Origin of the sequence: Methylobacterium sp. 17Sr1-1 (assembly GCF_003173775.1) — a bacterium.
In the GTDB taxonomy this organism is placed as follows: Bacteria; Pseudomonadota; Alphaproteobacteria; order Rhizobiales; family Beijerinckiaceae; genus Methylobacterium.
The window spans coordinates 1,136,420-1,158,922 of record NZ_CP029552.1 but is presented as its reverse complement, the minus strand read 5'-3'; the positions used below and the strand labels follow the sequence as shown (position 1 = coordinate 1,158,922).

At 71.3% G+C, this 22,503-nt stretch carries 20 protein-coding genes and 1 pseudogene; 4 read left to right on the top strand and 17 right to left on the bottom strand.

The features are described 5' to 3' along the window. Positions 1 to 358: 358 nt before the first annotated feature. The 10 genes from DK412_RS05180 to DK412_RS05135 all read right to left on the bottom strand — a co-directional run bounded on the left by DK412_RS05180 (position 359) and on the right by DK412_RS05135 (position 10,475). Complete coding sequence (locus DK412_RS05180; RefSeq protein WP_109971078.1) at positions 359 to 610, bottom strand: hypothetical protein; 252 nt, start codon at positions 608 to 610, stop codon at positions 359 to 361. A 445-nt stretch (positions 611 to 1,055) separates the two neighbouring features. Beyond that, positions 1,056 to 1,571, bottom strand: a complete 516-nt coding sequence (locus DK412_RS05175) for a cytochrome c (protein WP_245447439.1) — start codon at positions 1,569 to 1,571, stop codon at positions 1,056 to 1,058. 55 nt (positions 1,572 to 1,626) lie between these two features. Next, positions 1,627 to 2,850, bottom strand: coding sequence for a sulfite dehydrogenase (soxC, locus tag DK412_RS05170; RefSeq protein ID WP_109971076.1), 1,224 nt, complete (start codon positions 2,848 to 2,850; stop codon positions 1,627 to 1,629). Between the two features lie 13 nt (positions 2,851 to 2,863). Continuing rightward, complete coding sequence (locus DK412_RS05165; RefSeq protein WP_109971075.1) at positions 2,864 to 3,652, bottom strand: ABC transporter permease; 789 nt, start codon at positions 3,650 to 3,652, stop codon at positions 2,864 to 2,866. Next, complete coding sequence (locus DK412_RS05160) at positions 3,649 to 4,479, bottom strand: ABC transporter permease (RefSeq protein ID WP_348629371.1); 831 nt, start codon at positions 4,477 to 4,479, stop codon at positions 3,649 to 3,651. The genes DK412_RS05165 and DK412_RS05160 overlap by 4 nt, the downstream gene beginning before the upstream one ends. Positions 4,480 to 4,487: 8 nt before the next feature. Continuing rightward, on the bottom strand, positions 4,488 to 5,555 hold the full coding sequence (locus DK412_RS05155; RefSeq protein ID WP_109971073.1) for an ABC transporter substrate-binding protein: 1,068 nt from the start codon (positions 5,553 to 5,555) through the stop codon (positions 4,488 to 4,490). Between the two features lie 28 nt (positions 5,556 to 5,583). Then, positions 5,584 to 6,630, bottom strand: a complete 1,047-nt coding sequence (locus DK412_RS05150; RefSeq protein ID WP_109971072.1) for an ABC transporter substrate-binding protein — start codon at positions 6,628 to 6,630, stop codon at positions 5,584 to 5,586. Positions 6,631 to 6,635: 5 nt separating this feature from the next. Then, positions 6,636 to 7,988, bottom strand: a complete 1,353-nt coding sequence (locus DK412_RS05145) for an LLM class flavin-dependent oxidoreductase (protein WP_109971071.1) — start codon at positions 7,986 to 7,988, stop codon at positions 6,636 to 6,638. A 265-nt stretch (positions 7,989 to 8,253) separates the two neighbouring features. Further along, positions 8,254 to 9,093: an ABC transporter ATP-binding protein gene (locus DK412_RS05140; RefSeq protein ID WP_109971070.1), complete on the bottom strand. Its 840-nt coding sequence runs from the start codon at positions 9,091 to 9,093 to the stop codon at positions 8,254 to 8,256. A 17-nt stretch (positions 9,094 to 9,110) separates the two neighbouring features. Then, positions 9,111 to 10,475: an LLM class flavin-dependent oxidoreductase gene (locus DK412_RS05135; RefSeq protein WP_109971069.1), complete on the bottom strand. Its 1,365-nt coding sequence runs from the start codon at positions 10,473 to 10,475 to the stop codon at positions 9,111 to 9,113. A gap of 263 nt (positions 10,476 to 10,738) precedes the next feature. Here DK412_RS05135 and DK412_RS05130 point away from each other — a divergent pair, with 263 nt between their 5' ends. Then, a complete protein-coding gene (locus DK412_RS05130; RefSeq protein WP_109971068.1) occupies positions 10,739 to 11,191 on the top strand; it encodes an Rrf2 family transcriptional regulator in 453 nt (150 codons plus the stop codon). On the opposite strand, the gene DK412_RS05125 is transcribed toward DK412_RS05130, so the two are convergent. Next, positions 11,175 to 12,173, bottom strand: coding sequence for a hypothetical protein (locus DK412_RS05125; RefSeq protein WP_109971067.1), 999 nt, complete (start codon positions 12,171 to 12,173; stop codon positions 11,175 to 11,177). The genes DK412_RS05130 and DK412_RS05125 overlap by 17 nt on opposite strands. A 279-nt stretch (positions 12,174 to 12,452) precedes the next feature. Between DK412_RS05125 and DK412_RS05120 the strand changes: the two are divergent. Further along, positions 12,453 to 14,067 (top strand): annotated as a pseudogene (locus DK412_RS05120) (ABC transporter substrate-binding protein). Positions 14,068 to 14,136: 69 nt separating this feature from the next. Here the strand turns inward: DK412_RS05120 and DK412_RS05115 are convergent. The 6 genes from DK412_RS05115 to DK412_RS05090 are packed head-to-tail and all read right to left on the bottom strand — an operon-like array spanning position 14,137 to position 19,403. Continuing rightward, positions 14,137 to 14,946 (bottom strand): MetQ/NlpA family ABC transporter substrate-binding protein, encoded by an 810-nt coding sequence (locus tag DK412_RS05115; RefSeq protein WP_109971066.1) that lies wholly within the window; start codon positions 14,944 to 14,946, stop codon positions 14,137 to 14,139. Next, positions 14,946 to 15,527, bottom strand: coding sequence for an FMN reductase (gene msuE / locus DK412_RS05110; RefSeq protein WP_109971065.1), 582 nt, complete (start codon positions 15,525 to 15,527; stop codon positions 14,946 to 14,948). The genes DK412_RS05115 and msuE overlap by 1 nt, the downstream gene beginning before the upstream one ends. A gap of 29 nt (positions 15,528 to 15,556) precedes the next feature. Then, positions 15,557 to 16,477 (bottom strand): oligopeptide/dipeptide ABC transporter ATP-binding protein, encoded by a 921-nt coding sequence (locus DK412_RS05105; RefSeq protein ID WP_109971064.1) that lies wholly within the window; start codon positions 16,475 to 16,477, stop codon positions 15,557 to 15,559. Further along, entirely contained in the window at positions 16,455 to 17,498 is a 1,044-nt protein-coding gene (locus tag DK412_RS05100) for an ABC transporter ATP-binding protein (RefSeq protein WP_109971063.1), read from the bottom strand. The genes DK412_RS05105 and DK412_RS05100 overlap by 23 nt, the downstream gene beginning before the upstream one ends. Position 17,499: 1 nt before the next feature. Continuing rightward, positions 17,500 to 18,354 (bottom strand): ABC transporter permease, encoded by an 855-nt coding sequence (locus DK412_RS05095; protein ID WP_245447438.1) that lies wholly within the window; start codon positions 18,352 to 18,354, stop codon positions 17,500 to 17,502. A gap of 59 nt (positions 18,355 to 18,413) precedes the next feature. After that, complete coding sequence (locus DK412_RS05090) at positions 18,414 to 19,403, bottom strand: ABC transporter permease (RefSeq protein ID WP_109971061.1); 990 nt, start codon at positions 19,401 to 19,403, stop codon at positions 18,414 to 18,416. Between the two features lie 134 nt (positions 19,404 to 19,537). On the opposite strand from DK412_RS05090, the gene DK412_RS05085 reads away from it, so the two are divergent. Then, positions 19,538 to 20,740: an LLM class flavin-dependent oxidoreductase gene (locus DK412_RS05085; protein ID WP_109971060.1), complete on the top strand. Its 1,203-nt coding sequence runs from the start codon at positions 19,538 to 19,540 to the stop codon at positions 20,738 to 20,740. A gap of 32 nt (positions 20,741 to 20,772) precedes the next feature. Next, a complete protein-coding gene (locus DK412_RS05080; protein WP_109971059.1) occupies positions 20,773 to 22,359 on the top strand; it encodes an ABC transporter substrate-binding protein in 1,587 nt (528 codons plus the stop codon). Positions 22,360 to 22,503 lie beyond the last annotated feature (144 nt).

The window sequence follows — 22,503 nt, the reverse complement described above, 5'->3', positions numbered from 1 at the left end:
CGCAACCTCGAGCGGTCACGCCATTACCGGAGCCGCAATGGCAGAAAGCAGAGGGCTCTTCAAACACTCGATCCTGCAAGGATCGAGTGTTTGATATTCTCAGCTCGATTCATGCCAACGGTCGTTGAAAATTACCTTTGGTTCCGCTCTCGAATTTTCGTCAAGTCTCTGGCTTTGTGTCGAAAATTCGAGATGGGTCAACGGCCTCGTCGATCTCGGGCCTGCCCGAGATCGACGTTGATGCGTCGGCATCTTGGGCCGTTGGTATAAGTCGGCAGAAAGGCGATGAATTCGTCGTTTCAGACCGAGGGCCGCGCTTGTCGCATCTCGCAGTGAGCGACGACCGCTCTTTCGCTCTTTAACCGCACATGCGACGATAGCGGCGGCAGTTGCCCTGCCCTTCCTCGCCGTACACGTCCCTGTTCTCGCACCGGTCACGAAGCTCCCGACACATGCGGCGGTAGCGGCGCTCGTCGCGCTCTTCGCGGTAGCCTCGTCCGTCATCGATCTCCACGCCGCCAGGCCCGATCCGGAAACCTTGTGCGAAGCTCGGAGCACCCGATGCGAGCAGCACGACAGTCGTGGCGGCAGCAAACACCAATTGACGCATGATAGCCTCTCCCTCGTTCGGCATTGCCCGAATTGGCGAGGGAAAACGGCTGAGACTGAAAATGGTTCGAGAGCGGGCGAGCGTGCCGCTTTGGTGCGATGCACTTTAGCAAGTTAGCTCTTGTGGGCCGCGTCGTAGGCGGCATCGGGCTACTTTTAGGTCTTGCGCACTGGCCCAGGTTCGGGGCTATGCTCGGCAAACCATCTTCAGCCATCCTCCGCAGGTTCAAGCTGGTTGGGTCTCGGCTCCGGCCCTCTCCCGACCGGGAGGGCGAATCCCGTGCGTCTTGCCGTTCTTGGATAGCGGTGCCTGGCCGGCCGGGGCGGTGCTGACCCGAGCCGTCTTGGTGTCTCTCACAAGACTCCCGACCACCGTCGTCGCTCACTGTGGCGTCCTCTGCGCGGCGGGTGTTTTGTGAGGTCTACTTAAACCGCCCCGTACGGCCTCACGGCCCCTTCACGTCCGGCCGCGCATCCGGCACGAAGCCGGCCCGGTTCGGCATCACCACGGCGGGCAGGCTCGCCGCGTCGAGGACGGTATCCGCCGGCACGATCCCGTTGAGGTGCAGGAGGTAGGCCGAGACCGCGTAGACATCGGCATCGGACAGGGATTGCGGCGCGTCGAACGGCATCGCCCGGCGCACGTAGTCGAAGAGCGTCGTGGCGTAGGGCCAGAAGCTGCCGACCGTGCGAACGGGCTTGGCTGTCGCGAGCGTGCCCTGCCCGCCGACCAGCCGGTCGGCCGCCCCGCCCTGTCCGGTCTCGCCGTGGCACGCGGCGCAGCGGGCGGCAAAGACCGCGTGGCCCTCCGCGACGCTGCCGTGGCCGGGCGGCAGGCCGGCGCCGTCGGGGCGCACGTCGATGTTCCAGGCGGCGATGGCGTCCGGCGTCGCGGGCCGGCCGAGGCGGTAGGGGCCGAGGGGATCGGACGAGGCCGGCCCGGCCAAGATCGGCCCGGCCAAGATCGGCCCCACCAAGATCAGACACGCTGCGAGCCCGGCGGCTCGTAAAACCATCTCACGCCACATGCCGCACGCTCCCGTCGGCCGCGACCTGCCAGCCGTAGATGCCGTTGAAGTGGTAGATCGAGTTCGTGCCGCGGGCCGCCACCAGCGCCTCGCGGGTCGGCTGGCGATAACCGGTCTCGTCGGTGGCGCGGCTCTGGACCAGGGCCGGACCGCCCTCCCAGCGCCAGGGTAGCCGGAAGCGGGTGAGGCAGCGCGACAGCACCGGCTCCTGCAGGGCGGCCGTGCGCCAGGAGGCACCGCCGTCGACCGAGACCTCGACCCCGGTGATGCGGCCCCGCCCCGACCAGGCGAGGCCGGAGATCTCGTAGGCGCCCGGCTCCTTGAGCTGGTGCCCGCCGGACGGCGTCGTGACGACGGACTTCGCTTCCATGGTGAAGGTGAACTGGCGCGCCGTGCCGTCGGGCATCAGGTCGGTGTATTTCGAGGTCTCTTCCCGGGACTGGAACGGCCGGTCGCCGAGCTTGATCCGGCGCAGCCACTTGATGCTGAGGTTGCCCTCGAGCCCGGGCAGGAACAGCCGCAAGGGGTAGCCCTGCTCCGGTCGCAAGGCCTCGCCGTTCTGGGCATAGGCCAGGATCGCGCCGTCGAGGGCGGTGAGCGGCAGGCTGCGGGTCATCGCGGCGGCATCCGCCCCTTCCGCCAGCAGCCAGGACGCCTCCGGGCTGACACCGACCTCGTCGAGGAGCGTCGCCAGCGCGACGCCGGTCCATTCGGCGCAGCTGAGGAGCCCGTGGGTGTCCTGCACCGTCCAGGCCGGGTTGGTGGTCTGCCAGGCCGGGGTGTTGCCCGAGCATTCGAGGAAGTGCAGCCGCGACACGCTGGGGAGGCGGACGAGGTCGTCCATGGTCAGGATCAGGGGCCGCGCGACGAGGCCGTGCACCACCAGTCGGTGCTTCGCGGGATCGATCGACGGCACGCCGCCGTGGTGGCGCTCGAAATGCAGCCCGTTCGGGGTGATCGTGCCGTGGAGATGCTGGAGCGGCGTGCCGGTCGAGGCGGCGCCCGGGAAAGCCGGAGCGCTGCGCGGCTTGCGGGCCAGGCGTTCGAAGGACGAGGGCACGCCGTAGGCGGGGTTCGCGACGCCCCTGCCCGGCTCGCGGGTCCAGGCTGGCACCTGCAACGGCCCCTCGGCGGCGAGCGCGCCGCCGCTGACGCCGAGGGCGCCTGCGAGGAAGCTCCGGCGCCCGAAGAGCGGGACGGAGGATGGTGGCATGGCAAAAAATCCTTCAGAGGGTGCGCCAGCGCAGCGCCCGGGCCGCGAGCGAGGCGGCGGTGGCATTGAGCAGGAAGCCGACGAGGCCGAGGATCACGACGCCGAGCATCACCAGATCCATCTGGAAGCGCTCGCGCCCGGCGATGATCAGGCCGCCGATGCCGGGGCCGACCGCCATGAAGTATTCGGCCCCGACGGTGGCGAGCCAGGAATAGATCAGCGCCAGCTGGAGCCCGGTGGCGATCGAGGGCAAAGCGGAGGGCAGGAACACCCGCAGCAGCATCTGCCGGTGGGTGAAGCGCAGCGCCCGGCCGACCTCGACGAGCTGGGGCGAGGCACTGGCCATGCCCTCCTGCGTGTTCACCACCACGGGCACGAAGGCGGCGAGCGCGACGAACACCACCTTGGCGCTCTCGGCGAAGCCGAACCAGATCGAGATGATCGGGATCCAGGCCAGGACCGCGATCTGCTTGAGGGCGTGGAACGTCGGCCCGAACAGCCGGGCGGCGAGCGGGGACAGGCCGAGCAGCGCCCCGAACGCGACGCCGGCACCGGCGCCGATGGCGAAGCCGAGGAGATCGCGGGCGAGGCTCGCGGCGAGATGCCGGACGAGGTCGCCGGATCGGATCTCGACGAGCGCCGTCGCGGCGATCGCCTCCAGCGGCGGCAGGAAGCGCGGATCGACGAGGCCGGTGCGGCTCGACGTCTCCCAGGCGACGAGCAGCAGGAGCGGCAGGACGAGGCCGCGGCGCAGGCGGGTGGCGGAGGCAAGAGAGTCGAAGGGACGCGAGGGGGCGGTCATCGCGCGTCGATCCGCCAGAGCTGGAGCCGGGCCTCGATCCGGGCGAGCACCGCATCCATGGCCACGCCGACGAGGCCGATCAGTGCCATCGCGACGATCATCGTGTCGAGCCAGAACATCTGCCGGCCCCAGACCAGGAGGTAGCCGAGCCCCTCGGCCGAGGCGAGGAGCTCGACCGCGACGAGGGCGGTCCAGGCCTTGGTCAGGCCGTAGCGGATGCCGGTGAAGACCGGCGGCACGCTCGCCGGCAGGATCAGGCGGCGCAAGGTCTGCACCCGGGTGAAGCGGTAGGCCCGGGCGACCTCGCGGTAGCCCTCCGGGATCGCCCGGATGCCGGCCGCCGTGTTGAGCGTCACCGGCACCAGGGCGGCCTTGGCGATGACGACGATCTTCAGGGTCTCGCCTATGCCGAGAAACAGCATCAGGAGCGGGATCCAGCCGAGGGTCGGCACCTGGGCGAGCGCGGTGAACAGCGGCGAGACGGCGTCCTCGACCCGGCGCGACAGGCCCATCGCGCCGCCGAGGAGGAGACCGAAGCCGGCGCCGAGGGAGAAGCCCGCGAGCACCCGCAGCCCGCTGATCCCGGCATGCTGGGCGAGCTCGCCGCTACGGACCATCTCGACGAGGGTCTCGGCGACGATGCGGGGCGCGGGCAGGATCTGCTCGGGCAGCCAGCCGGACGCCGCCGCGGCGGCCCAGGCGACGAGGAGTCCGAGCGGCACGAGGAGACCGAGGGCGATCGGCGCCAGATGGCGATGCAAGTGGCGATTCAAGCGGCGGTGGAGAGAGGCCGCGATCCCGCGGGCGGGCCAGGCGAGGGCGGTCACGGGCGCCCTCACGACAGCGGCTTTCCGTCCGGCCCGAGCCGGGGCCAATGGGTTTCGAGGCCGAGTTCCTTGAGCGCCCGGTCGAGGTAGCGCGGCTCGAACCAGCCGGTGACGTCGACGTCCCGGCGGATCAGCCCATAGGCTCGGGCTTGGCGCGCCTGCACCCGGTACTGCTCGATGAGGAAGGGATCGATGATCGGCGAGTTGCGATAGCGCAGCGGCTGGTCGGCGTAGTCGTAGCGGAAGACCGAGTCCGGCGTGCCCGAGCGGGCCCAGATCGCCAGGACCTTGTCGCGGTTGGCCTCGTCGGAGGCGAAATGCGAGGCCCGGACCAGGGCCTTCACCACCTTGGCGACGAGGTCGGGATGCGCCGTCTCGAACGCGTCGGCCACCAGCACGCCCGCCTGGCGCTCGAAGGCCGGGTCGTCGCCCTTGGTGGAGTAGACGATCCTCGCGCGGCCCTGCTGCTGCAACGAGATCAGGCCGAAATTGCCGAAGGCCGCGTCGATGTCGCCCGAGGCCAGAGCCGCGTTGGTGGTGGCGACATCCATGTTGAGCACGCTCAGGTCGCGCTCGGTCAGGCCGTTCGCCGCCAGCACCTTGACCGCCGCCAAGTGGTTGTTGGTGCCGCGGAAGATCGAGACCTTCTTGCCCTTGAGGTCCTTCACGGAGGCGATCGACGAGCCCGGCGGCACCGCGAGGTAGAGCGGGGCGTGGGCGCCGGTGGCGAGCACGATCTTCGTCCTCAGCCCGCTCGCCCGGCCGATCACCGAGGGCAGGTCGCCCTGGAAGGCGAAGTCGAGCTGGCCGTTGGCGAAGGCCTCGTTCACCGCCGGCCCCGCGCCCTTGAAGAACGACCACGCGACGGTGACGCCGGGCTCGTCCTTCAGGGCCTCCTCGATGATATGCTCAGAATGGGCGAGGGCCGCGGCGCTGCCGCCGGCGAAGGGCCGGTTGTCGGTCCCGATCGACGCGAAGCCGAAGCGGATCGTCACCGGCTCGGCCCGGGCCGCGGCGGGACCGAAGGCGAGGGCGAGCGTGACGGCCGCGAGGGCGCGGCGGGTGAGGCGGATCATCGGGGGCGCTCCAGAGGCTGTGAGGAGGTCAGGAGCCGAGGGGCCGGCCGTCGGCGCCGTAGCGGGTCCAGGTGCCGGCAAGCCCGAGGTCGCGGATCGCCGCGTCGACGTATGTCGGCTCGAACCAGCCGGTAACGTCGACGGCGCGGCGCACGAGGCCGAGCTCGCGGGCCCGGGCCGCCTTCTCGCGGTAGGTGTCGATCAGGAGGTCGTCGACCAGCGGCGACAGGCGCTCGGCGAGGCGCTGCCCGTCGTAATCGGCCCGGAACACCGCCGCCGGCGTGCCCGACTTCTCCCACAGGGCGAACACCGCCTCGCGGTTGGCCTCGTCCGAGGCCCAGGCCGCCGCGCGCACGCTCGCCTTGACCACCCGGGCGACGAGGTCGGGATGGGAGCGCTCGAAGGCGCCCGCGACGATCAGGTGGTTGCTGGGGCCGGCACGGGGATCGCCCTTCGAACTCCAGGCGACCCGCGCCTGGCCGCGTTCGACCAGGGTGAGGAACAGCGCCTTGCCGAGCACCGCCTCGACGTCGCCGGCGGCGAGCGCCGCCAGTGCCGAGGCGTCGTCGAGGGCGTAGACCTGGAGGTCGCGGCTCGTCAGCCCGGCCCGCCGCAGGGCGCCCTCGCTCGCGAGATGCGTGCTGGTGCCGCGGAACTGCGCCACCTTGCGGCCCTTCAGGTCGGCCAGGCCGGTGATCGACGAGGCCGGGGTGGTGACGAGGTAGAGGGCGTCGCGGGCGTTGGTCGCCATGACGATGCGGGTGTCGAGGCCCGCCGCCCGGCCGCTCAGCGACGGCAGGTCGCCCATGAAGGCGAAGTCGAGCTGGCCGCCGGCGAGCGCCTCGTTCACCGCCGGCCCCGCGCCCTTGAAGAACACCCATTCGACGGCGAGGTCCGGGTCGCCCGCGACCTCGCGCTCGATGTAGCGCTCGGCCGCGACGATGCCGGCGAGGCCTGGGACGTGACGGGTGCCGCCGGGCGCCGGACCGGCATAGCCGACCCGGATGGTGAGCGGACCGGCCGCCGCCGGTAGGGCGGCGAGGAGCAGGAGGGCGAGGCAGGCGAGGAGACGCATCGTCCTCACTCCGCCGCCTGGCGATGCGCGCGCGGCGCCCGGTGGACGGGCTTGGGCAGCCCGAGATGGTCGCGCAGGGTCCGGCCCTCGTAGGCCTCGCGGAACAGGCCGCGGCGGCGCAATTCGGGGACGACGTGGGTGACGAAGTCCTCGAGCCCACCGGGCAGGTACGGCGCCATCACGTTGAAGCCGTCGGCGCCGCCATTCCGAAAACGCTCCTCGAGCTGGTCGGCGATCTGGGAGGCGGTGCCGACCACCTGCCAGTGGCCCCGCGCGCCCGCGATGGCGAGGTAGAGCTGCCGGATCGTCAGGTTGTCGCGCCGCGCCCGCTCGATCAGCAGCTTCTGGCGGCTCTTCGGGCCGTTGGTCTCGGGCAGGTCCGGCAGCGGCCCGTCGAGGTCGTACCCGGTGAGGTCGGCGCCGCCGAGCGTGGTCGAGAGGAGGCTGAGGCCCACCACCGGGTGGATGCGCTCCTGCAAAACCGCGAATTTCTCCCGCGCCTCTTCCTCGGTGCGGCCGACGACCGGGAAGATGCCCGGCATGATCTTGAGGTGGTCGGGGTCGCGGCCGTAGCGCGACAGGCGCCCCTTCACGTCGGCGTAGAAGTCCTGTGCTTCCTTGAGCGTCACCTGCGCGGTGAAGATCGCCTCGGCGGTGGCGGCGGCCAGTTCCTTGCCGTCCTCCGAGGAGCCGGCCTGGACGACGACCGGATGTCCCTGGGCTGAGCGCGCCACGTTGAGGGGCCCGCGCACCCGGAAGTGCCTGCCGTGATGGTGGAGGGTGTGGAGCTTGTCCGGATCGAAGAACCGGCCGGATTCGGGATCGCGCAGGAAGGCGTCGTCCTCCCACGAATTCCATAAGCCCGTGACAACCTCGGCGAATTCCCGCGCCCGGTCGTAGCGGTCGGCATGCGCCGCGTGACGCTCGAAGTTGAAGTTCTGCGCCTCCGACTCGCTCGACGAGGTGACGAGGTTCCAGCCCGCCCGGCCGCCGCTGAGGAGGTCGAGGGAGGCGAACTTGCGGGCGAGGTTGAACGGTTCGTTGAAGCTCGTGGACGCCGTGGCGATGAGGCCGATGCGCTCGGTCACCACCGAGAGGGCCGAGAGCAGGGTCAGGGGCTCGAAGCTCGCCGCCCGCGAGGTGAAGCTCAGCGAGGCGGGGTCGGTGTTCCGCACGCCCGAGGAATCGGCGAGGAACACCGCGTCGAAGGCGGCCGACTCGGCGAGGCGCGCGAGCCGCACGAAATGGTCGAGGCTGACATGGGCGTCGGGCCGCCCGTCCGGATGCCGCCAGGCCGCCACGTGGTGGCCGTCGGTCATCAGGAATGCGCCGAGCTTCATCTGTCGGGGTTGAGCCATGGCGGAAGCTTTCTTGTAGAAAATCAGGCGATGTCCGCTTGATCAGATCAGATAAAAATCGAGCGCGTCTCCCCTCTCCCGAGTGGGAGAGGGGCCGGGGGTGAGGGTGGCTCGGTTTCCGCAATGATCCTGAACCGTCGAGCTGTGCAGCTCGACGGTTAGCGATTTATCCTGAAGCCGAGCCACCCTGCGCGATCTTCGATCGCCCCTACCCCTTCTCCTACTCGGGAGAGGGGATCCCGCGCTCCATTTTTATTGGAACAGATCAAACGGAGACGGTGTCAGGCCGCGCGAGCAAGGAGGCGGGACGACGCCCCGCCTCCCGGGCGGTGGCGGTTTGAGGAACCGCGCCCTGCGTCTCCTCGAGCCGGTCGAGGATCACGTGGCGCAAGGCCGCCAGCACAGGGTCGCGCCGGTCCCGGGGCTTCAAGGCCGGGACGTCCAGGATCTCGGCGATCCGGCCCGGCCGCGGGGCCATCACCACCACCCGGTCGCCGAGCAGCAGGGCCTCGTCGACGTCGTGGGTCACGAGGAGCGCCGTGATGCCCTCGCGGGCGCAGATCCGCTGCAACTCGTCCTGGAGCCGCGCGCGGGTGAGGGCGTCGAGGGCGCCGAACGGCTCGTCGAGGAGCAGCAGGCCCGGCCGGTTGACGAGGCCGCGGGCGATGGCCGCGCGCTGGGCCATGCCGCCGGAGAGCTGGCGCGGATAGGCCTTCTCGAACCCCGACAGGCCGACGAGGGCGACGTGCTCGGCCACGAGCCGCGCCGTCTCGGCCGCGCTCAAACGGGCGTTCTCGAGCCCGAGGCCGATATTCTCGGCGACGGTGAGCCAGGGAAACAGCCGCGGCTCCTGGAAGACGATGCCGCGCTCGAGGCTCGGGCCGGTCACCGGGCGCCCGTCGTGGCGCACCTCGCCGTCATGGGCGGGATCGAGCCCGGCGACGATGCGCAACAGGGTCGACTTCCCGCAGCCGCTCGCCCCCACGATGGTGACGAACTCGCCCGGGGCGACCGTGAGGTCGATGCCGTCGAGGGCCCGCAGGGGCCGGCCGTCGACGGAAAAATCCTTCGCCACGCGGGCGATCTCGATCCGGCTGTCCGGCATGCGGCGCGCTCCTCGTGTCACTCGGCCGCCTCGCGGTCGGTGGGCCGGGCATGGATGCGGTGGGGCGGGCGGCGAAGTCCGAGATGCTCGCGCAGGGTCCGGCCGGCATACTCGGTCCGGAACAGGCCGCGGCGCTGCAACTCGGGGATCAGCAGCGTCGCCACGTCGTCGAGCCCGGTCGGCAGGATCGGCGGCATGATGTTGAAGCCGTCGGCGCCGTAGGCCTCGAAGCGTTCCTGGAGCGCGTCGGCGACATCCTCGGCGGTGCCGACGAGCGTCCAGTGCCCACGGGCCCCGGCGATGCGAAGGTAGAGGTCGCGGATCGACAGGTTCTCGCGCCGCGCCAGCGCCACCAGCAGCGCCTGACGGCTTTTGCCGCCGTTCGTCTCCGGCACGTCCGGCACCGGCCCGTCCTCCGGGTAGCCCGAGAGGTCGATGCCCAGCATCCGCTCGAGGAGCGAGCGGCCGACCACCGGATGGACCAGCGCCTGCACGGCGTCGTACTTGTCCTGCGCCTCGCTCCGCGTGCGGCCGAGGAACGGCATCGCGCCCGGCATGATCTTGAGGTCCTCCGGCGCCCGGCCGTGGCGGGCCATCCGCCCCTTCACGTCGGCGTAGAACGCGACCGCGTCCTCCAGCGTGATCTGCGCGGTGAAGATCACCTCGGCGGTGCGGGCGGCGAGCGCCTTGCCGGCCTCGGAGGAGCCGGCCTGCACCACCACCGCGTGGCCTTGCGGCGGGCGCGGGACGTTGAGGGGACCACGGACCGAGAAATGCTCGCCCCGGTGGCCGAGCACGTGGAGCTTGCCCGGATCGAAGAACAGGCCTTCGTCCTTGTCGCGGAGGAAGGCGTCGTCCTCGTAGGTGTCCCAGAGCCCCGTGACGACGTCGACGAATTCGTCCGCCCGGGCGTAGCGGCGGGCATGGGCGAGGTGGGCGTCGCGGCCGAAATTCCACGCCTCGCGCTCGTCGGCCGAGGTGACGAGGTTCCAGCCGGCCCGACCGCCGCTCAGGTGGTCGAGGGAGGCGAACTTGCGCGCGACATGGAACGGCTCGTTGTAGGTGGTCGAGGCGGTGGCCACGAGGCCGATGCGCTCGGTCACCGCCGCGAGATGCGAGAGCAGGGTCAGCGGCTCGAACTGGCCGACGTAGCGGGTCGCCGTGCGGCTGAGCGCGTCGATGTCGTCGCCCCGGATGCTGACGCCGTCGGCGAGGAAGATGAGATCGAACTTCGCCGCCTCAGCGACCTGCGCGAGACGCCGGTAATGGGCCGGATCGATGCCGGCATCGGCCTTGGCGTCGGGATGGCGCCAGGCGGCGACGTGGTGGCCGCCGGGATACAGGAAGGCGCCCAGATGCAGGGTGTCGTCGCGACGCGCCATGTCGTCAGCCTCGTAAGCCGCCAGTCTCGCTCGGAAGGGGCGGTTCGCACCCGCCGACGGTGCGTTTCTCGCGGGGAAAATCTATTTAGTCAATCATTTTTATGTACTATATGATCGAGCGAAGGCCGCTGCGACCCTCCGGCCTGCCGCGCCGCCATCTCCCTGGGAGGAAGTCTACCGGCGCAGTCGACAAATCCCCATCTCTCCGGCACCGCTTGCCGGCCCGCCTTCCTCCGCAGACCCCCGCCACACGCAGGACGACGATGCTGACCAACAAGGGCAAGTACGGGCTCAAGGCGATGGTCCACCTCGCAGGCCTGCCTCCGGGCGCTCGCATCGGCGTCGCCGAGATCGCCGAGGCGCACCGCATCCCCAAGAAATTCCTCGACGCGATCCTGGGCGACCTGCGCAATGCCGGCTTCGTGCACAGCAAGAAGGGGCCCGGCGGCGGCTACGCCCTGGCGCGCCCGGCCGACGAGATCCGCATCGGCCACGTCGTGCGCGCCCTCGACGGCCCGCTCGCGCCGCTTCCCTGCGCCAGCCGCACCGCCTACCGCCCGTGCGAGGATTGCGCCGACGAGGCGGCCTGCTCGGTGCGCCTCGCCATGCTGGCGGTGCGCAACAGCATCGCGGGCATCCTCGACACCCTGACGCTCGAGCAGATGCGGGCGATGCCGCAGGCGGAGGCCGAGGCTAGCCTCACCTACCACATCTGAGGGTCGCATCCTCGCACCCAGGGCCTCGTGCCTCCGCCGACGCGACGGTCCCCTCCCCGACGCGCCCGGCATGGGCGACGCGCCCGGCCAGCCAGGCGCAGGCGGCGTCGAGGTCGAGGAGGCGGGGTGCCGCGTAGGGCATCAGGTCCGCCGGATGACCGGCAAAGAGCCGGTCGGCCGCCCCCGGCGCGACGGAGAGGCCGCTGGCGCGCGGCAGCAGCAGCCCGCGCCCGACGAGGTCGCGCAGGAGGGCGCCCGGCCGTGGCGCGTCGCGGCGTGTCGCCGGGCCGTCCGTCCCGCCGCCGAGGATCCGGTCCCACACCCGTCGGCCGTGGCGCAGGAGGCGCTCGCGCGCCTCGTCGGGCAGATCGTGCCAGAGGGCGGGGGCGCTCAAGCGCAGGCCCGCCACCGCGACGTCGCGGCTGACCCCGCGGCCTTCCGCCTCCCGCACCAGCGCCCGCAAGGACCGCACCAGGGCGGCGGCGCCGGTCCCGAGGGGCAGGTCGGCCGGGTCGAGACGCAGCGCGCGGATGGCGGCGTTCCTCTCCTGCGGCGGAACGCCTGAGGCCGGCGGTTGCAGGGCGAAGGCCAGCACCGCGGCGCGCCCGAGATAGGTGGTCCCGTCGGCCGTCCGCGCCGCCACGCCCTGCGGCGTGGACGCGACCGACAGGCAGGTCGTCTCGGCGACGTGGAGACGCCCCGCATGCTGCCGCAGCGCTTCGACGAGGTGCAGGGGGGCCGAAGGCAGCGGGCCGGTCTCCTCGGCCAGCAGGGGCGCGAACTCGGCCCGGCGCAGGCGGCGACAGCGGGAGCCCTGCGCCTCGATCAGGGTGACCTGCACCCGCGCCTCGCGGCGCAGCAGGTGAGAGGCGACGCTCAAGCCGCTCGCGCTCGCCCCGATCACCAGGACATGGCGGCCGCGGGCGGCCGGCGCGGGCCCGGGATCCGGACGAGGGGTTCCTGCGTGCTGCGTGTCCGGCATCGATCGCTCCCCGCGCGGTTGGGCAGGCTCTCACCGTTGTCAATCTCTGCGCCCCAGGCCGTCCGGTCAACGAGAAAGTTCTCTTTATAGAACGTTTGCCAATGGAAATATCTGCTGCTCCTGGCGTCCTACATAGAAAATAGCGAGCAATGTCGCCGAAAATGGCCGCCGGCACCCGGTGAGTCGATCGCTCCCCAATCGATCTGGCTCTAGTCCGCAGGGTCATGTTCGTTTAAAAGAACGAGCCGAAAATCCCCTTCATTCCGGAGCGCCTGCGTCATGTCCTTCACGCGCCGCCACGCGACCCGCCTGCTCCTGAGCGCCGCAGCGGGCGCCGCCCTGCCGGCGATCCCGCCCGGCTCCCCGCCCCTCGCGGCCCCGGCCGAGACGCCGGTCCGCGGCGGCACGCTGAACTGGGTGTTCTTCCCCGAGCCGCAGGCGATCATCGCGATCAACACCACCTCGGGCACAGGCCAGACCATCGGCAGCAAGATCAACGAGGGTCTGCTGCGCTACGCCCACGACATGACCCCGCTGCCCAACCTCGCGACGGAGTGGGCGGTCAGCCCGGACGGCCTGCGCTACCGCTTCGCCTTGCGGCGCGGCGTGACCTGGCACGACGGCACGCCGTTCACCGCCACCGACGTGGCGTTCTCGCTCCTGCGCCTGCGCGAGGCGCATCCGCGCGGGCGCATCACCTTCGCCAACGTCGCCGAGGTGCGCACGCCCGATTCCCACAGCGTCGAGATCGTGCTGTCGCGGCCCGCCCCGTTCCTGATCAGTGCCTTCGCGGGGGCGGAATCCCCCATCGTGCCGCGCCACGTCTACGAGGCGATCCGGCCGGGCCAATGCCAGCCTCGCCCAGACCATCGGCACCGGACCGTTCATGCTCAAGGAGTGGGTGCCGGGCAGCCACCTCCTGTTCGAGCGCAACCCGAACTACTGGGACGAGGGCAAGCCCTATCTCGACCGGATCGTGATGCGGATCATCACCGATCCGGGCGCCCGGGCGGCGGCGTTCGAGGCCGGCGAGGTCGATCTCGGCGGCAACCCGGTGCCGCTCGCGGACCTCGCCCGCCTGCGGGCCCTGCCGAAGCTCGTGGTCGACACCACGACCTACGCCTATGCCGGGCCCCAGACCCAACTCTTCTTCAATCTCGATACCGGGGTGCTTCAAGACTTGCGGGTGCGCCGGGCGGTGGCGCACGCCATCGACCTCAAGGCGCTGCTGGCGGCGGTGTATTTCGGGCACGGCACGGTCTCGCCGACCCCGGTCAGCGTCGTGCATCCGAAGTTTCACGACGCGAGCCTCGGGCCGGTGCCGTTCGACGCGAAGCGGGCCGAGGCTTTGCTCGACGAGGCCGGCCACCTCCGCGGTCCGGGCGGCACCCGGTTCCCGCTCCGGCTCACCCTCAACCCGTTCCTGGACGGGCGCTACGGCGACTTCATCCGCCAGGCGCTGACGCGGATCGGCATCGCGGTCGACTTCCAGCGCCTCGACCTCGCGACCTACCTCACCCGGGTCTATCGCGACCGCGCCTTCGACGTGACGATCGAGTCCCTGTCGAACACCTTCGATCCGACGATCGGGGTGCAACGCGCCTACTGGTCGAAGAACTTCAAGCTCGGCCTGCCGTTCTCGAACGCCGCGCACTACGCCGACCCCGAGGTCGACCGCCTGCTCGAAGCCGCCGCCATCGAGCCCGACGAGGCGCGCCGCCGCGAGCTGTTCGTCGCCTTCCAGCGCCGCATCCGCGCCGACCTGCCGTCGGTCGACCTGATCGCGCCCTCCGGCATCATCGTGGCGCACCGCAAGGTGAAGAACTTCGCCCCCGGTGCCGAGGGGATCACCGGCAATTTTGCGGATCTGTACATCGACCCGCGGGAGGCGTGAGGAGTGCCTGCAGGCCCTCCCCTGCTTCCAGGCTCACAAATCGGGAGGCCGGGCGTCCCGGCCCCGCCCCTACCACGCCGGCTCGAGGAACCCGCCGTAGCGGTCGATCAGGAATTGCCTCACCTCCGGCGAGCGGTAGGTGGCGATGAAGGCGGCGAGCCGCTTGTCGTCGCGGTTGTTCGGACGCGCCACGAAGCTCAACGTGTAGTGCCTGTCGCCGGCCCCGTCGGTGATGAGGGCGGTCTTCGGGTCGCCGCCGGAGGCGATCAGGTAGGTGAAGCTGATCTGGGCCAGGGCTACGTCGTCGAGGACGCGGGGAAGCTGCGCGGCGTCGAGTTCGAGGATGCGCAGGCTCTTGGGGTTCTGCACGATGTCGGCCACGGTGACCGCGTCGCCGAGGCCCGGCTTGAGGGAGACGAGGCCGGCCTTCTCGAGCAGGTGCAGACCCCGGGCGGCGTTGACCGGGTCGTTGGCGATCGCGACCGACGCGCCCTTCGGCACGTCCTCCAGGCGCTTGAGCGACTTCGAGAACAACCCGACCGGCAGGATGATGGCCGGCGCCACCGGCACCAGGGCGTAGCCCCGTGCCTTGATGGCGCTGGTGAGGAAGGGCACGTGCTGGAACAGGTTGGCGTCGAGGCTGCCGGTCGCCACCGCCTCGTTCGGGGTGACCCAATCGGTGAACTCGACGATCTCGACGCTCTGCCCCTGCGCCCTGGCGAGCTTCGCGGCGACGTCGAGGGTCTGGGCGACCGGGCCGGCGGTGGTGCCGATGCGCAAGGGGGAGGCGGCCCGGGCGGTGCTGACGCGACCACCTCCGAGGGCGGACGCCGCGAGGGCCGTGCCGAGGAGGGCCCGGCGGGTGAGGGCGCCGGTCATCAGGCAGCCGCCTGAACCGCGGCGCGGGGCGTGCGGTGCGCCAGGGCCTCGACGAGCTGGTCGGCGGCCAAGGTGATCCGTGCCTCCAGGGCCGCGTCGGCGGGGCGGCCGTCGCTGAACTCGGCATCGCTGGCATAGACCGAGGTCGCGACCGTATGGGCACCGAAGAACCCGAAGAGCGGCCGCAGCTGATGCTCGACGACGAGGGCGTGGCGGTGCCCGCCGCCGGTCGCCGCGACGATCACCGGCCGGTCGGCGAGCGCCGCCGGGTCGATCAGGTCGAAGACGTGCTTGAACAGGCCGGCATAGGAGCCCTTGTAGACCGGGCTCGCCACGATCAGGGCGTCGGCCAGCGCGATCGCCCGGATCAGGGCGGCGGCGCGGGCGCTCAGGTCGGTCGGGGTGTAGGCGGCGCCGAGCTCGGGCCCGCCGTCGAGGAGGTCGAGGAGCTGGACGTCGACGGGCCGGCGCGCGGCGACGGCCTCGGCGATGGCGCCGACGAGGGCCCGCGACTTCGACGGCCGGTGGGTGTTGCCGCTGAAACCGACGATGCGAAAGCGGGCAGTCTGGCGCAGGCTCATGGAAAAATCCTCGTGCTGGAGGGAGTCAGTCAGGCGTGGTGGCAGGCGACGGCGTGAGCATCCGCGACCGGGCGAAGAATCGGGTCGTCGCGGCGGCAGAGGTCGGTCGCCAGCGGGCAGCGGGGGTGGAAGCGGCAGCCGGACGGGACGTCGGTCGGGCTCGGCAGGTCGCCGCCGAGCGGCGGCGCCTGGCGTTTTCGCGCAGGGTCCGGCACCGCCGCGATGAGGGCGCGGGTATAGGGGTGGCGCGGGGCGGCCCACAGGGCCCCGGTCGGCGCGCTCTCGACGATGCGGCCGAGATACATCACCAGCACCCGGTCGGCGACGTGATGGACCACCGACAGGTCGTGCGAGACGAACAGGTAGGCGAGGCCGAGCTCGCGGCGCATCGCGGCGAGCAGGTTGAGGATCTGCGCCTGGACCGAGAGGTCGAGGGCCGAGACCGGCTCGTCGCAGACGACGAGACGCGGCTCGACGACGAGGGCGCGGGCGATGCCGATGCGCTGGCGCTGGCCGCCGGAGAATTCGTGCGGATAGCGCGTCGTCGCGCTTCCCGGCAGGCCGACCTGATCGAGGGTCCGGGCGACCCGGGCGCGGCGCTCGCCCCGGCCGCCGAGACCGTGCACCTTCAGCGGCGTCTCGAGGATGCTGCCGATGGTGTGCCGCGGGTTGAGCGAGGCGAAGGGGTCCTGGAACACCATCTGGGCGCGGCGGCGATAGGCGCGCAGATCGCCGCCGCGGAGCCCGCGCACCGGCACCCCGTCGAAGACGATCTCGCCGCCCTGCGGTTCGACGAGGCGGAGCAGGCTCTTCGCCAGGCTCGACTTGCCGCAGCCGGACTCGCCGACGAGGCCGACGGTCTCCCCGCGCGCCACCGTCAGGCTGACGCCGTCGACCGCCCGCACCCCGTCATAGGCGGTCGTGAGATCAGAGACCGAGAGCAGCGTCATGGCGAATGTCTTGTTGATGGCCGGGAATGCGGGACGGAAGGACGGGACGCGCGGGCGCGGTCGTGACCGGGCAGGCGACGACGCGCCCGTCGGGCCGCGCCAGAGCCGGCGGCGGGGCGGCCCGGCAGCCCGGTTCGACCAGCGGGCAGCGGGGTGCGAAGGCGCAGCCGGGCTGGCCTTGCGCCGAGGCGATCGAGCCTGGGATCTCCGGCAGGGCCTCGCCGCGCAGGACCTCATCGTGAAGGGCCGCCCGGCCGCGGGGCGAGGCGGCGAGGAGGCCGCGGGTGTAGGGATGGAGCGGATCGTCGAACAGCGCGTCCGGCTCCGCTTCCTCGACCCGGCGGCCGGCATACATCACCACCACGCGGTCGGCCCATTGCCCGACCACGCCGAGGTCGTGGGTGATGAGCAGCACCGCCATCCCGAGGTCGCGGCGCAAGCCGTCGATGAGATCGAGCACCTGGGCCTGGATCGTCACGTCGAGGGCCGTGGTCGGCTCGTCGGCGATGAGAAGTTTTGGGGAGCAGGCGACCGCGACGGCGATCATCACCCGCTGGCGCATGCCCCCGGAAAGCTGATGCGGGTAGGAGTCGACCCGCCTGTGCGGATCGGGGATGCGGACGCGGTCGAGCAGGTCGACGGCGCGGGCCCGGGCGGCGCGCGCCGAGAGGCCCTCGTGCCGGCGCAAAACCTCGGCGATCTGGACGCCGACGGTGAGCACCGGGTTCAGCGCGGTCATCGGCTCCTGGAACACCATCGCGATCTCGCGCCCGCGAATCTCGCGGAACCGGCGCTCGCTCAAAGTCCCGATATCGCGGCCGTCGAACCGGATCGTGCCGGATTCGATCCGGCCGCGCGGCGGCAGGAGGCGCATCAGGGCCAAAGCCGTGAGCGACTTGCCCGAGCCCGACTCGCCGACGAGGGCGACCGTCTCTCCCGGACCGACCGTGAAGCTCAGATCCTGCACCGGCCGGGCCCGCGGGAAGGCGATGCCGAGGCCCTGGACGTCGAGGAGCGCCATCTCACGCCTCCCCGGCGAGACGCGGGTTGAGGGCGTCGTTCAACCCGTCGCCGACGAGGTTGAGGGCGAGCACGCTGAGCACGATCGCGAGTCCGGGGATCGCGGTCAGGTACCAGGCGCTGCGCAGGACCTCCCGGCCGGCACCGATCATGCTGCCCCAGCTCACGACGTTCGGGTCGCCCAGCCCCATGAAGGACAGGGCCGATTCCATCAGGATGCCGGAGGCCACCATCACCGAGGCGGTGACGACGATCGGCGGCAGGGCGTTGGGCAGGATCTCGGCGAACACGATCCGCACCGGCCCGTAGCCGAGGCCGCGGGCGGCGGTGACGAAGTCCTTCTCGCGCAAGGACCGGAACTCGGCCCGGGTGAGGCGGGCCACGATCGGCCACGAGGTCGCCCCGATGGCGAGCGTGATCGCCGGGATCGACGGCTGCGCGATCGCCACCAGCACCACCAGCAGGATGAAGGACGGGATGGTCTGGAACAGGGCGATCACGCGGCCGAGGGCCCGGTCGATCCGTCCGCCGGCATAGCCGGCGGTCGCGCCGACCAGCACGCCGACGGCGAGGCCGGTGGCGGCGGCCGCGAAGCCGACGAGGAGCGAGACCCGGGCGCCGTGGGCGATCCCGGCGGCGACGTCGCGGCCGAGCGAGTCGGTGCCCAGCGGATAGGCCGGGTCCTGGCCCGGCCACAGGAAGGGCTGCGCCACCATGCCGAGCGGATCGTCGGGATAGGCGAAGGGCGCGGCCAGAGCCGCCGCCGCGACCACGCCGAGGATCGCGAGGCCGGACAGGGCCGTCGGGTTGCGCAGGAAGGCCCGCAAGGCCCGGCGCGGCGCGGGCGCCGGCGGCACGGCGGCTCGGTCGGTGGCCGAAGGGCTTTCCGCGAACCGGAGGGTCATCGGCGACGAGGTCATGAGCGCACCGCGATGCGAGGGTCGAGGATCGCCTGGATGAGATCGACCGCCACGTTGGCGACGAGGACCAGGAGCGAGGAGAGCAGGAGCACGCCGAGCAGCACGCTGAAGTCGCGCGCCAGCACCGCCTCGAAGGCGAGGCGCCCGAGGCCGGGCCAGGAATAGACCGTCTCGACCACGACGGCGCCGCCGAGAAGCCCGCCGACATGCATGCCGGCCACCGTGGTGACCGGCAGGAGCGCGTTGCGCAGGACATGGCGCAGCGTGACCGCCAGCGGCGACAGGCCCTTGGCGGCGGCCGTGCGCACGAAGTCCTGGGCGCGCACCTCCAGCATCGCGGCACGCACGAGGCGGGCGTAGATCGCGACGTAGAAGAGCGCGAGCGACAGGCCGGGCAGCACCATGTAGCGGAGCTGGTCGGCGAGTGCCGCGCCGCCGGTGAGCCCCTGCCCGATGGTGCGCGCCCCGCCGCTCGGCAGCCAGCCGAGCTTCACCGAGAACAGCACGATCAGCATCAGGCCGATCCAGAAGCCCGGCACCGAGTAGAACAGCAGCACCGCCACCGACAGGATCCGGTCGAGGATTCCGCCCGGCGCTCGGGCCATCAGCGCGCCGAGCGCCAGGCCGGCGAGCAGCGCGAGGGCGAGGGCCAGACCCATCAGCATCAGCGTGCCGGGCAGGCGCTGCCCGATCAGCTCTGCGACCGGCATGTTGTAGCGCGGCGAGACGCCGAGGCTCAGATGGGCGAGGTTGTTCAGGTAGGCCAGGAACTGGTCGAGCACCGGCAGGTCGAGGCCGAAGCGGTTGCGCAAGGCGGCCAGCGTCTCCTCGGTCGCCGCCCCCGCCTCGCCCGCCATCACCTCGGCGGCGTCGCCGGGCGCGAGGCGCAACAGGAAGAAGTTGACCACCAGGATCAGAAGAGCCGTCGGCACCGCGTCGGCGAGCGCCCGTCCCAGCACGGGGAGCAGGCGGCGTGTTCGGTCCATCGCGGGTCTCTCCAACTCGGTGCCGCCGGCTCTTGGCGACGGCGCTAAATTCATATTGTCGATCTATTTTGTCAACTATAGGATGCCGCCGTCGAGCGGGCCCGCGGCCCGTGACATCCCCGGCGAGCCTCGTCATGACCTTGATCCACCCTCCCGGCGCTCTCGTCGGCAAATCCGGCTTCGCGAGCCCGGCCGACTTTCCGGACAGCCCGCTGTCGCGGGCGCTGGCGGAGCCGCTGCTGCTCGGCCTGTTCCTGCCGATCCAGGCCGGCGGCTGGACCGCCTCGACCCTGCCGCGCACCACCGACTGGAGCTTCGACTACAACCGCGACCTCGTGCTCGAGGCCGAGCGGCTCGGCTTCGACCTGGTCTTCGCCCTGTCGCAATGGCTGCCGAAGGGCGGCTATGGCGGCGTGCTCGACGGGCAGGCGCTCGATTCCTTCACCAGCATCGCGGCCCTGTCGGCGCTCACCCGCCGCATCCTGCTGGTGGCGACCGTGCACGTGCTCTACGGGCCGTGGCACCCGCTGCACCTCGCCAAGTTCGGCGCCACCCTCGATCACATCACCGGCGGCCGCTTCGGCTTCAACGTCGTCACCGGCCACCGGGCGGTGGAGCACGAGATGTTCGGCTGGCCGCGCATCGAGCACGACCGGCGCTACGCGCTCGCGGCCGAGTTCGTCGAGGTGGTGCAGCGCCTGTGGCAGGACGACGAGCCGTTCTCGTTCACGGGCGAGTCCTCGTGGAGCCTCGGCGGCGGCTTCGTGACGCCCAAGCCCCGTTACGGCCGCCCGATCCTCGTCAACGCCACGGGCTCGGAGGCGGGGATCGCCTTCGCGGGGCGCTACTCCGACATCGTATTCGTGACGAGCCCGGCCGGCGCCGACATCGACAGCGCCCTTGAGGCCCTGCCCGACCACACCGCCCGGGTGAAGGCGGCGGCGCGCGCATTCGGGCGCGACGTCCGCACGCTCATCAACCCGCTGGTGATCTGCCGCGAGACGGAAGCCGAGGCCTGGGCCTATGCCGATGCCATCGTGGCGCACGCCGATCCGCGCAGCCCGAAGGGGTTTCGCACCCTCGATTCCGACGCCCATGCCTGGAAGGGACGGGAGGGCCGGGCCGATCCTTACGCGGCGATCGGCGGCAACATCCGGGTGATCGGATCGCCCGAGCAGGTGGTCGCGCAGTTCGAGGCCTTGAAGCGGGCCGGCATCGATGGACTCCAGCTCAGCTTCTACGACTTCAAGCCCGACCTCGCCTTCTTCGGCGAGCGGGTGCTGCCGCTGATGCGCCAGGCGGGCCTTCGGGCTGCGCCCCTCTCCCTCGCGGCCTGACGCCCCCTGCCCTGCCGCCGGACAACGATGCCATGACCGCCCTCACCCGTCGCCACTTCACAGCCGGCCTCGCCGCCGGGAGCCTCGGCCTCGCCGTCCCGGCCCGCGCCGGCACCCCGCGCCGGGGCGGCACCCTCACGATGGTGATCCAGCCCGAGCCGCCGACGCTGGTGAGCCTGACCCACACCGCCGGGCCGACCACCCGGGTGAGCCCGAAGGTGACGGAGGGCCTGCTGGCCTTCGACCTCGACTTCCGGCCGCGCCCGCTTCTCGCCACCGCCTGGGAGGTGAGCGGCGACGGCCTGCGCTACCGCTTCGCCCTGCGCCGCGGCGTGAGGTGGCACGACGGCCGGTCCTTCACCTCCGCCGACGTCGCCCACTCGATCCGGCTCCTCAAGGAGCACCATCCGCGCGGGCGCGGCACGCTCGCGGGCGTCGTCGACGTGCTGACGCCCGATCCCCACACCGCCGAGATCGTGCTGTCGCGCCCGGCCCCCTACCTGCTCGCGGCGCTCACCGCCTCCGAGACGCCGATCGTGCCGAAGCACCGCTATGACGGCGACGTGCTGGGAAGCCCGAACGGCAAGGCGCCGATCGGCACCGGGCCGTTCGTCTTCAAGGAGTGGGTGCAGGGCAGCCACATCCTCTACGAGCGCAACCCGGATTACTGGGACCCGGGCAAGCCCTACCTCGATAGAATCGTCGTGCGCTTCATCGCCGACGCCAACGCCCGGGCGGTGGCCCTGGAGACCGGCGAGGTGCTCTACGCCCCCGACACCCCGGTGCCGCTCGCCCAGCTCGACGCGCTCAAGGCCAACCCGTCGCTCCGGATCGAGACCCGCGGCTACGACTACCAGCCGATCGTCTACCGGCTCGAATTCAACTTGGCGAACCCGTACTTCAAGCAGCTCGCGGTGCGCCGGGCGGTGGCCCACGCGGTCGACCGCTCGGCGATCAACCGGCTCGTCTTCTACGGCTACAGCCAGGACGCGCCCTCGGCGATCAGCCCGGCGCTCAAGGCCTTCCACGATCCGGACGCCCCGAAATACCCCTTCGACCCGAAGCGGGCCGAGGCCCTGCTCGACGAAGCGGGCTTTCCCCGCGGCCCGGACGGCCTGCGCTTCCGGGTCCACCACGACTACATGCCCTACAGCGAGGCCTACCAGCAGCTCGGCAACTACACCCGGCAGGCGCTCGCCAAGGTCGGGATCGGCGTGACCCTGCGGGCGCAGGACGTGCCGACCTGGTTCAAGCGCACCTACACCGACCGCGCCTTCGATTTCATGAGCAACGGCATGAGCCACTCCTTCGACCCGACGGTCGGGGTGCAGCGGTTGTACTGGTCGAAGAATTTTCGCCCGGGCGTGCCCTTCACCAACGGCTCCGGCTACAGCAACCCGGAGGTCGACCGGCTGCTCGAAGCCGCCGCGGTCGAGACCGACCCGGACCGGCGCCGCGCGCTCTTCTTCGCCGTCCAGGGACAGGTCGGGCGAGACCTGCCGGACGTGAATCTCGTCACCGGCGCCAACCTGACGATCCTCAACCGCCGCGTCGCCAACCACCCGACCACGATCGACGGACCGTCCGACACCTTCGCCGACGTCTGGCTTGAGGCGTGAGCGCCCGCGGCAGGAGCTGGATCGACCTTGCCAGCCCGCAAGTGCCCTACGACGGCGCCGATGGCCAGATCATGACCCGGGCTCCGCCGCAATCGATATCCCGGGATGTCCAGCGCGGCACAGAACGTCCAATCGAGCGCGATC

Coding starts and splice junctions, on each gene's coding strand:
- DK412_RS05130 (WP_109971068.1), top strand. CDS start 10,739: ATGCTGACCAACAAGGGCAAGTACGGGCTCAAGGCGATGGTCCACCTC.
- DK412_RS05090 (WP_109971061.1), bottom strand. CDS start 19,403: ATGGACCGAACACGCCGCCTGCTCCCCGTGCTGGGACGGGCGCTCGCC.
- DK412_RS05125 (WP_109971067.1), bottom strand. CDS start 12,173: ATGCCGGACACGCAGCACGCAGGAACCCCTCGTCCGGATCCCGGGCCC.
- soxC (WP_109971076.1), bottom strand. CDS start 2,850: ATGCCACCATCCTCCGTCCCGCTCTTCGGGCGCCGGAGCTTCCTCGCA.
- msuE (WP_109971065.1), bottom strand. CDS start 15,527: ATGAGCCTGCGCCAGACTGCCCGCTTTCGCATCGTCGGTTTCAGCGGC.
- DK412_RS05105 (WP_109971064.1), bottom strand. CDS start 16,477: ATGACGCTGCTCTCGGTCTCTGATCTCACGACCGCCTATGACGGGGTG.
- DK412_RS05080 (WP_109971059.1), top strand. CDS start 20,773: ATGACCGCCCTCACCCGTCGCCACTTCACAGCCGGCCTCGCCGCCGGG.
- DK412_RS05180 (WP_109971078.1), bottom strand. CDS start 610: ATGCGTCAATTGGTGTTTGCTGCCGCCACGACTGTCGTGCTGCTCGCA.
- DK412_RS05115 (WP_109971066.1), bottom strand. CDS start 14,946: ATGACCGGCGCCCTCACCCGCCGGGCCCTCCTCGGCACGGCCCTCGCG.
- DK412_RS05145 (WP_109971071.1), bottom strand. CDS start 7,988: ATGGCTCAACCCCGACAGATGAAGCTCGGCGCATTCCTGATGACCGAC.
- DK412_RS05155 (WP_109971073.1), bottom strand. CDS start 5,555: ATGATCCGCCTCACCCGCCGCGCCCTCGCGGCCGTCACGCTCGCCCTC.
- DK412_RS05140 (WP_109971070.1), bottom strand. CDS start 9,093: ATGCCGGACAGCCGGATCGAGATCGCCCGCGTGGCGAAGGATTTTTCC.
- DK412_RS05100 (WP_109971063.1), bottom strand. CDS start 17,498: ATGGCGCTCCTCGACGTCCAGGGCCTCGGCATCGCCTTCCCGCGGGCC.
- DK412_RS05135 (WP_109971069.1), bottom strand. CDS start 10,475: ATGGCGCGTCGCGACGACACCCTGCATCTGGGCGCCTTCCTGTATCCC.
- DK412_RS05165 (WP_109971075.1), bottom strand. CDS start 3,652: ATGACCGCCCCCTCGCGTCCCTTCGACTCTCTTGCCTCCGCCACCCGC.
- DK412_RS05150 (WP_109971072.1), bottom strand. CDS start 6,630: ATGCGTCTCCTCGCCTGCCTCGCCCTCCTGCTCCTCGCCGCCCTACCG.
- DK412_RS05085 (WP_109971060.1), top strand. CDS start 19,538: ATGACCTTGATCCACCCTCCCGGCGCTCTCGTCGGCAAATCCGGCTTC.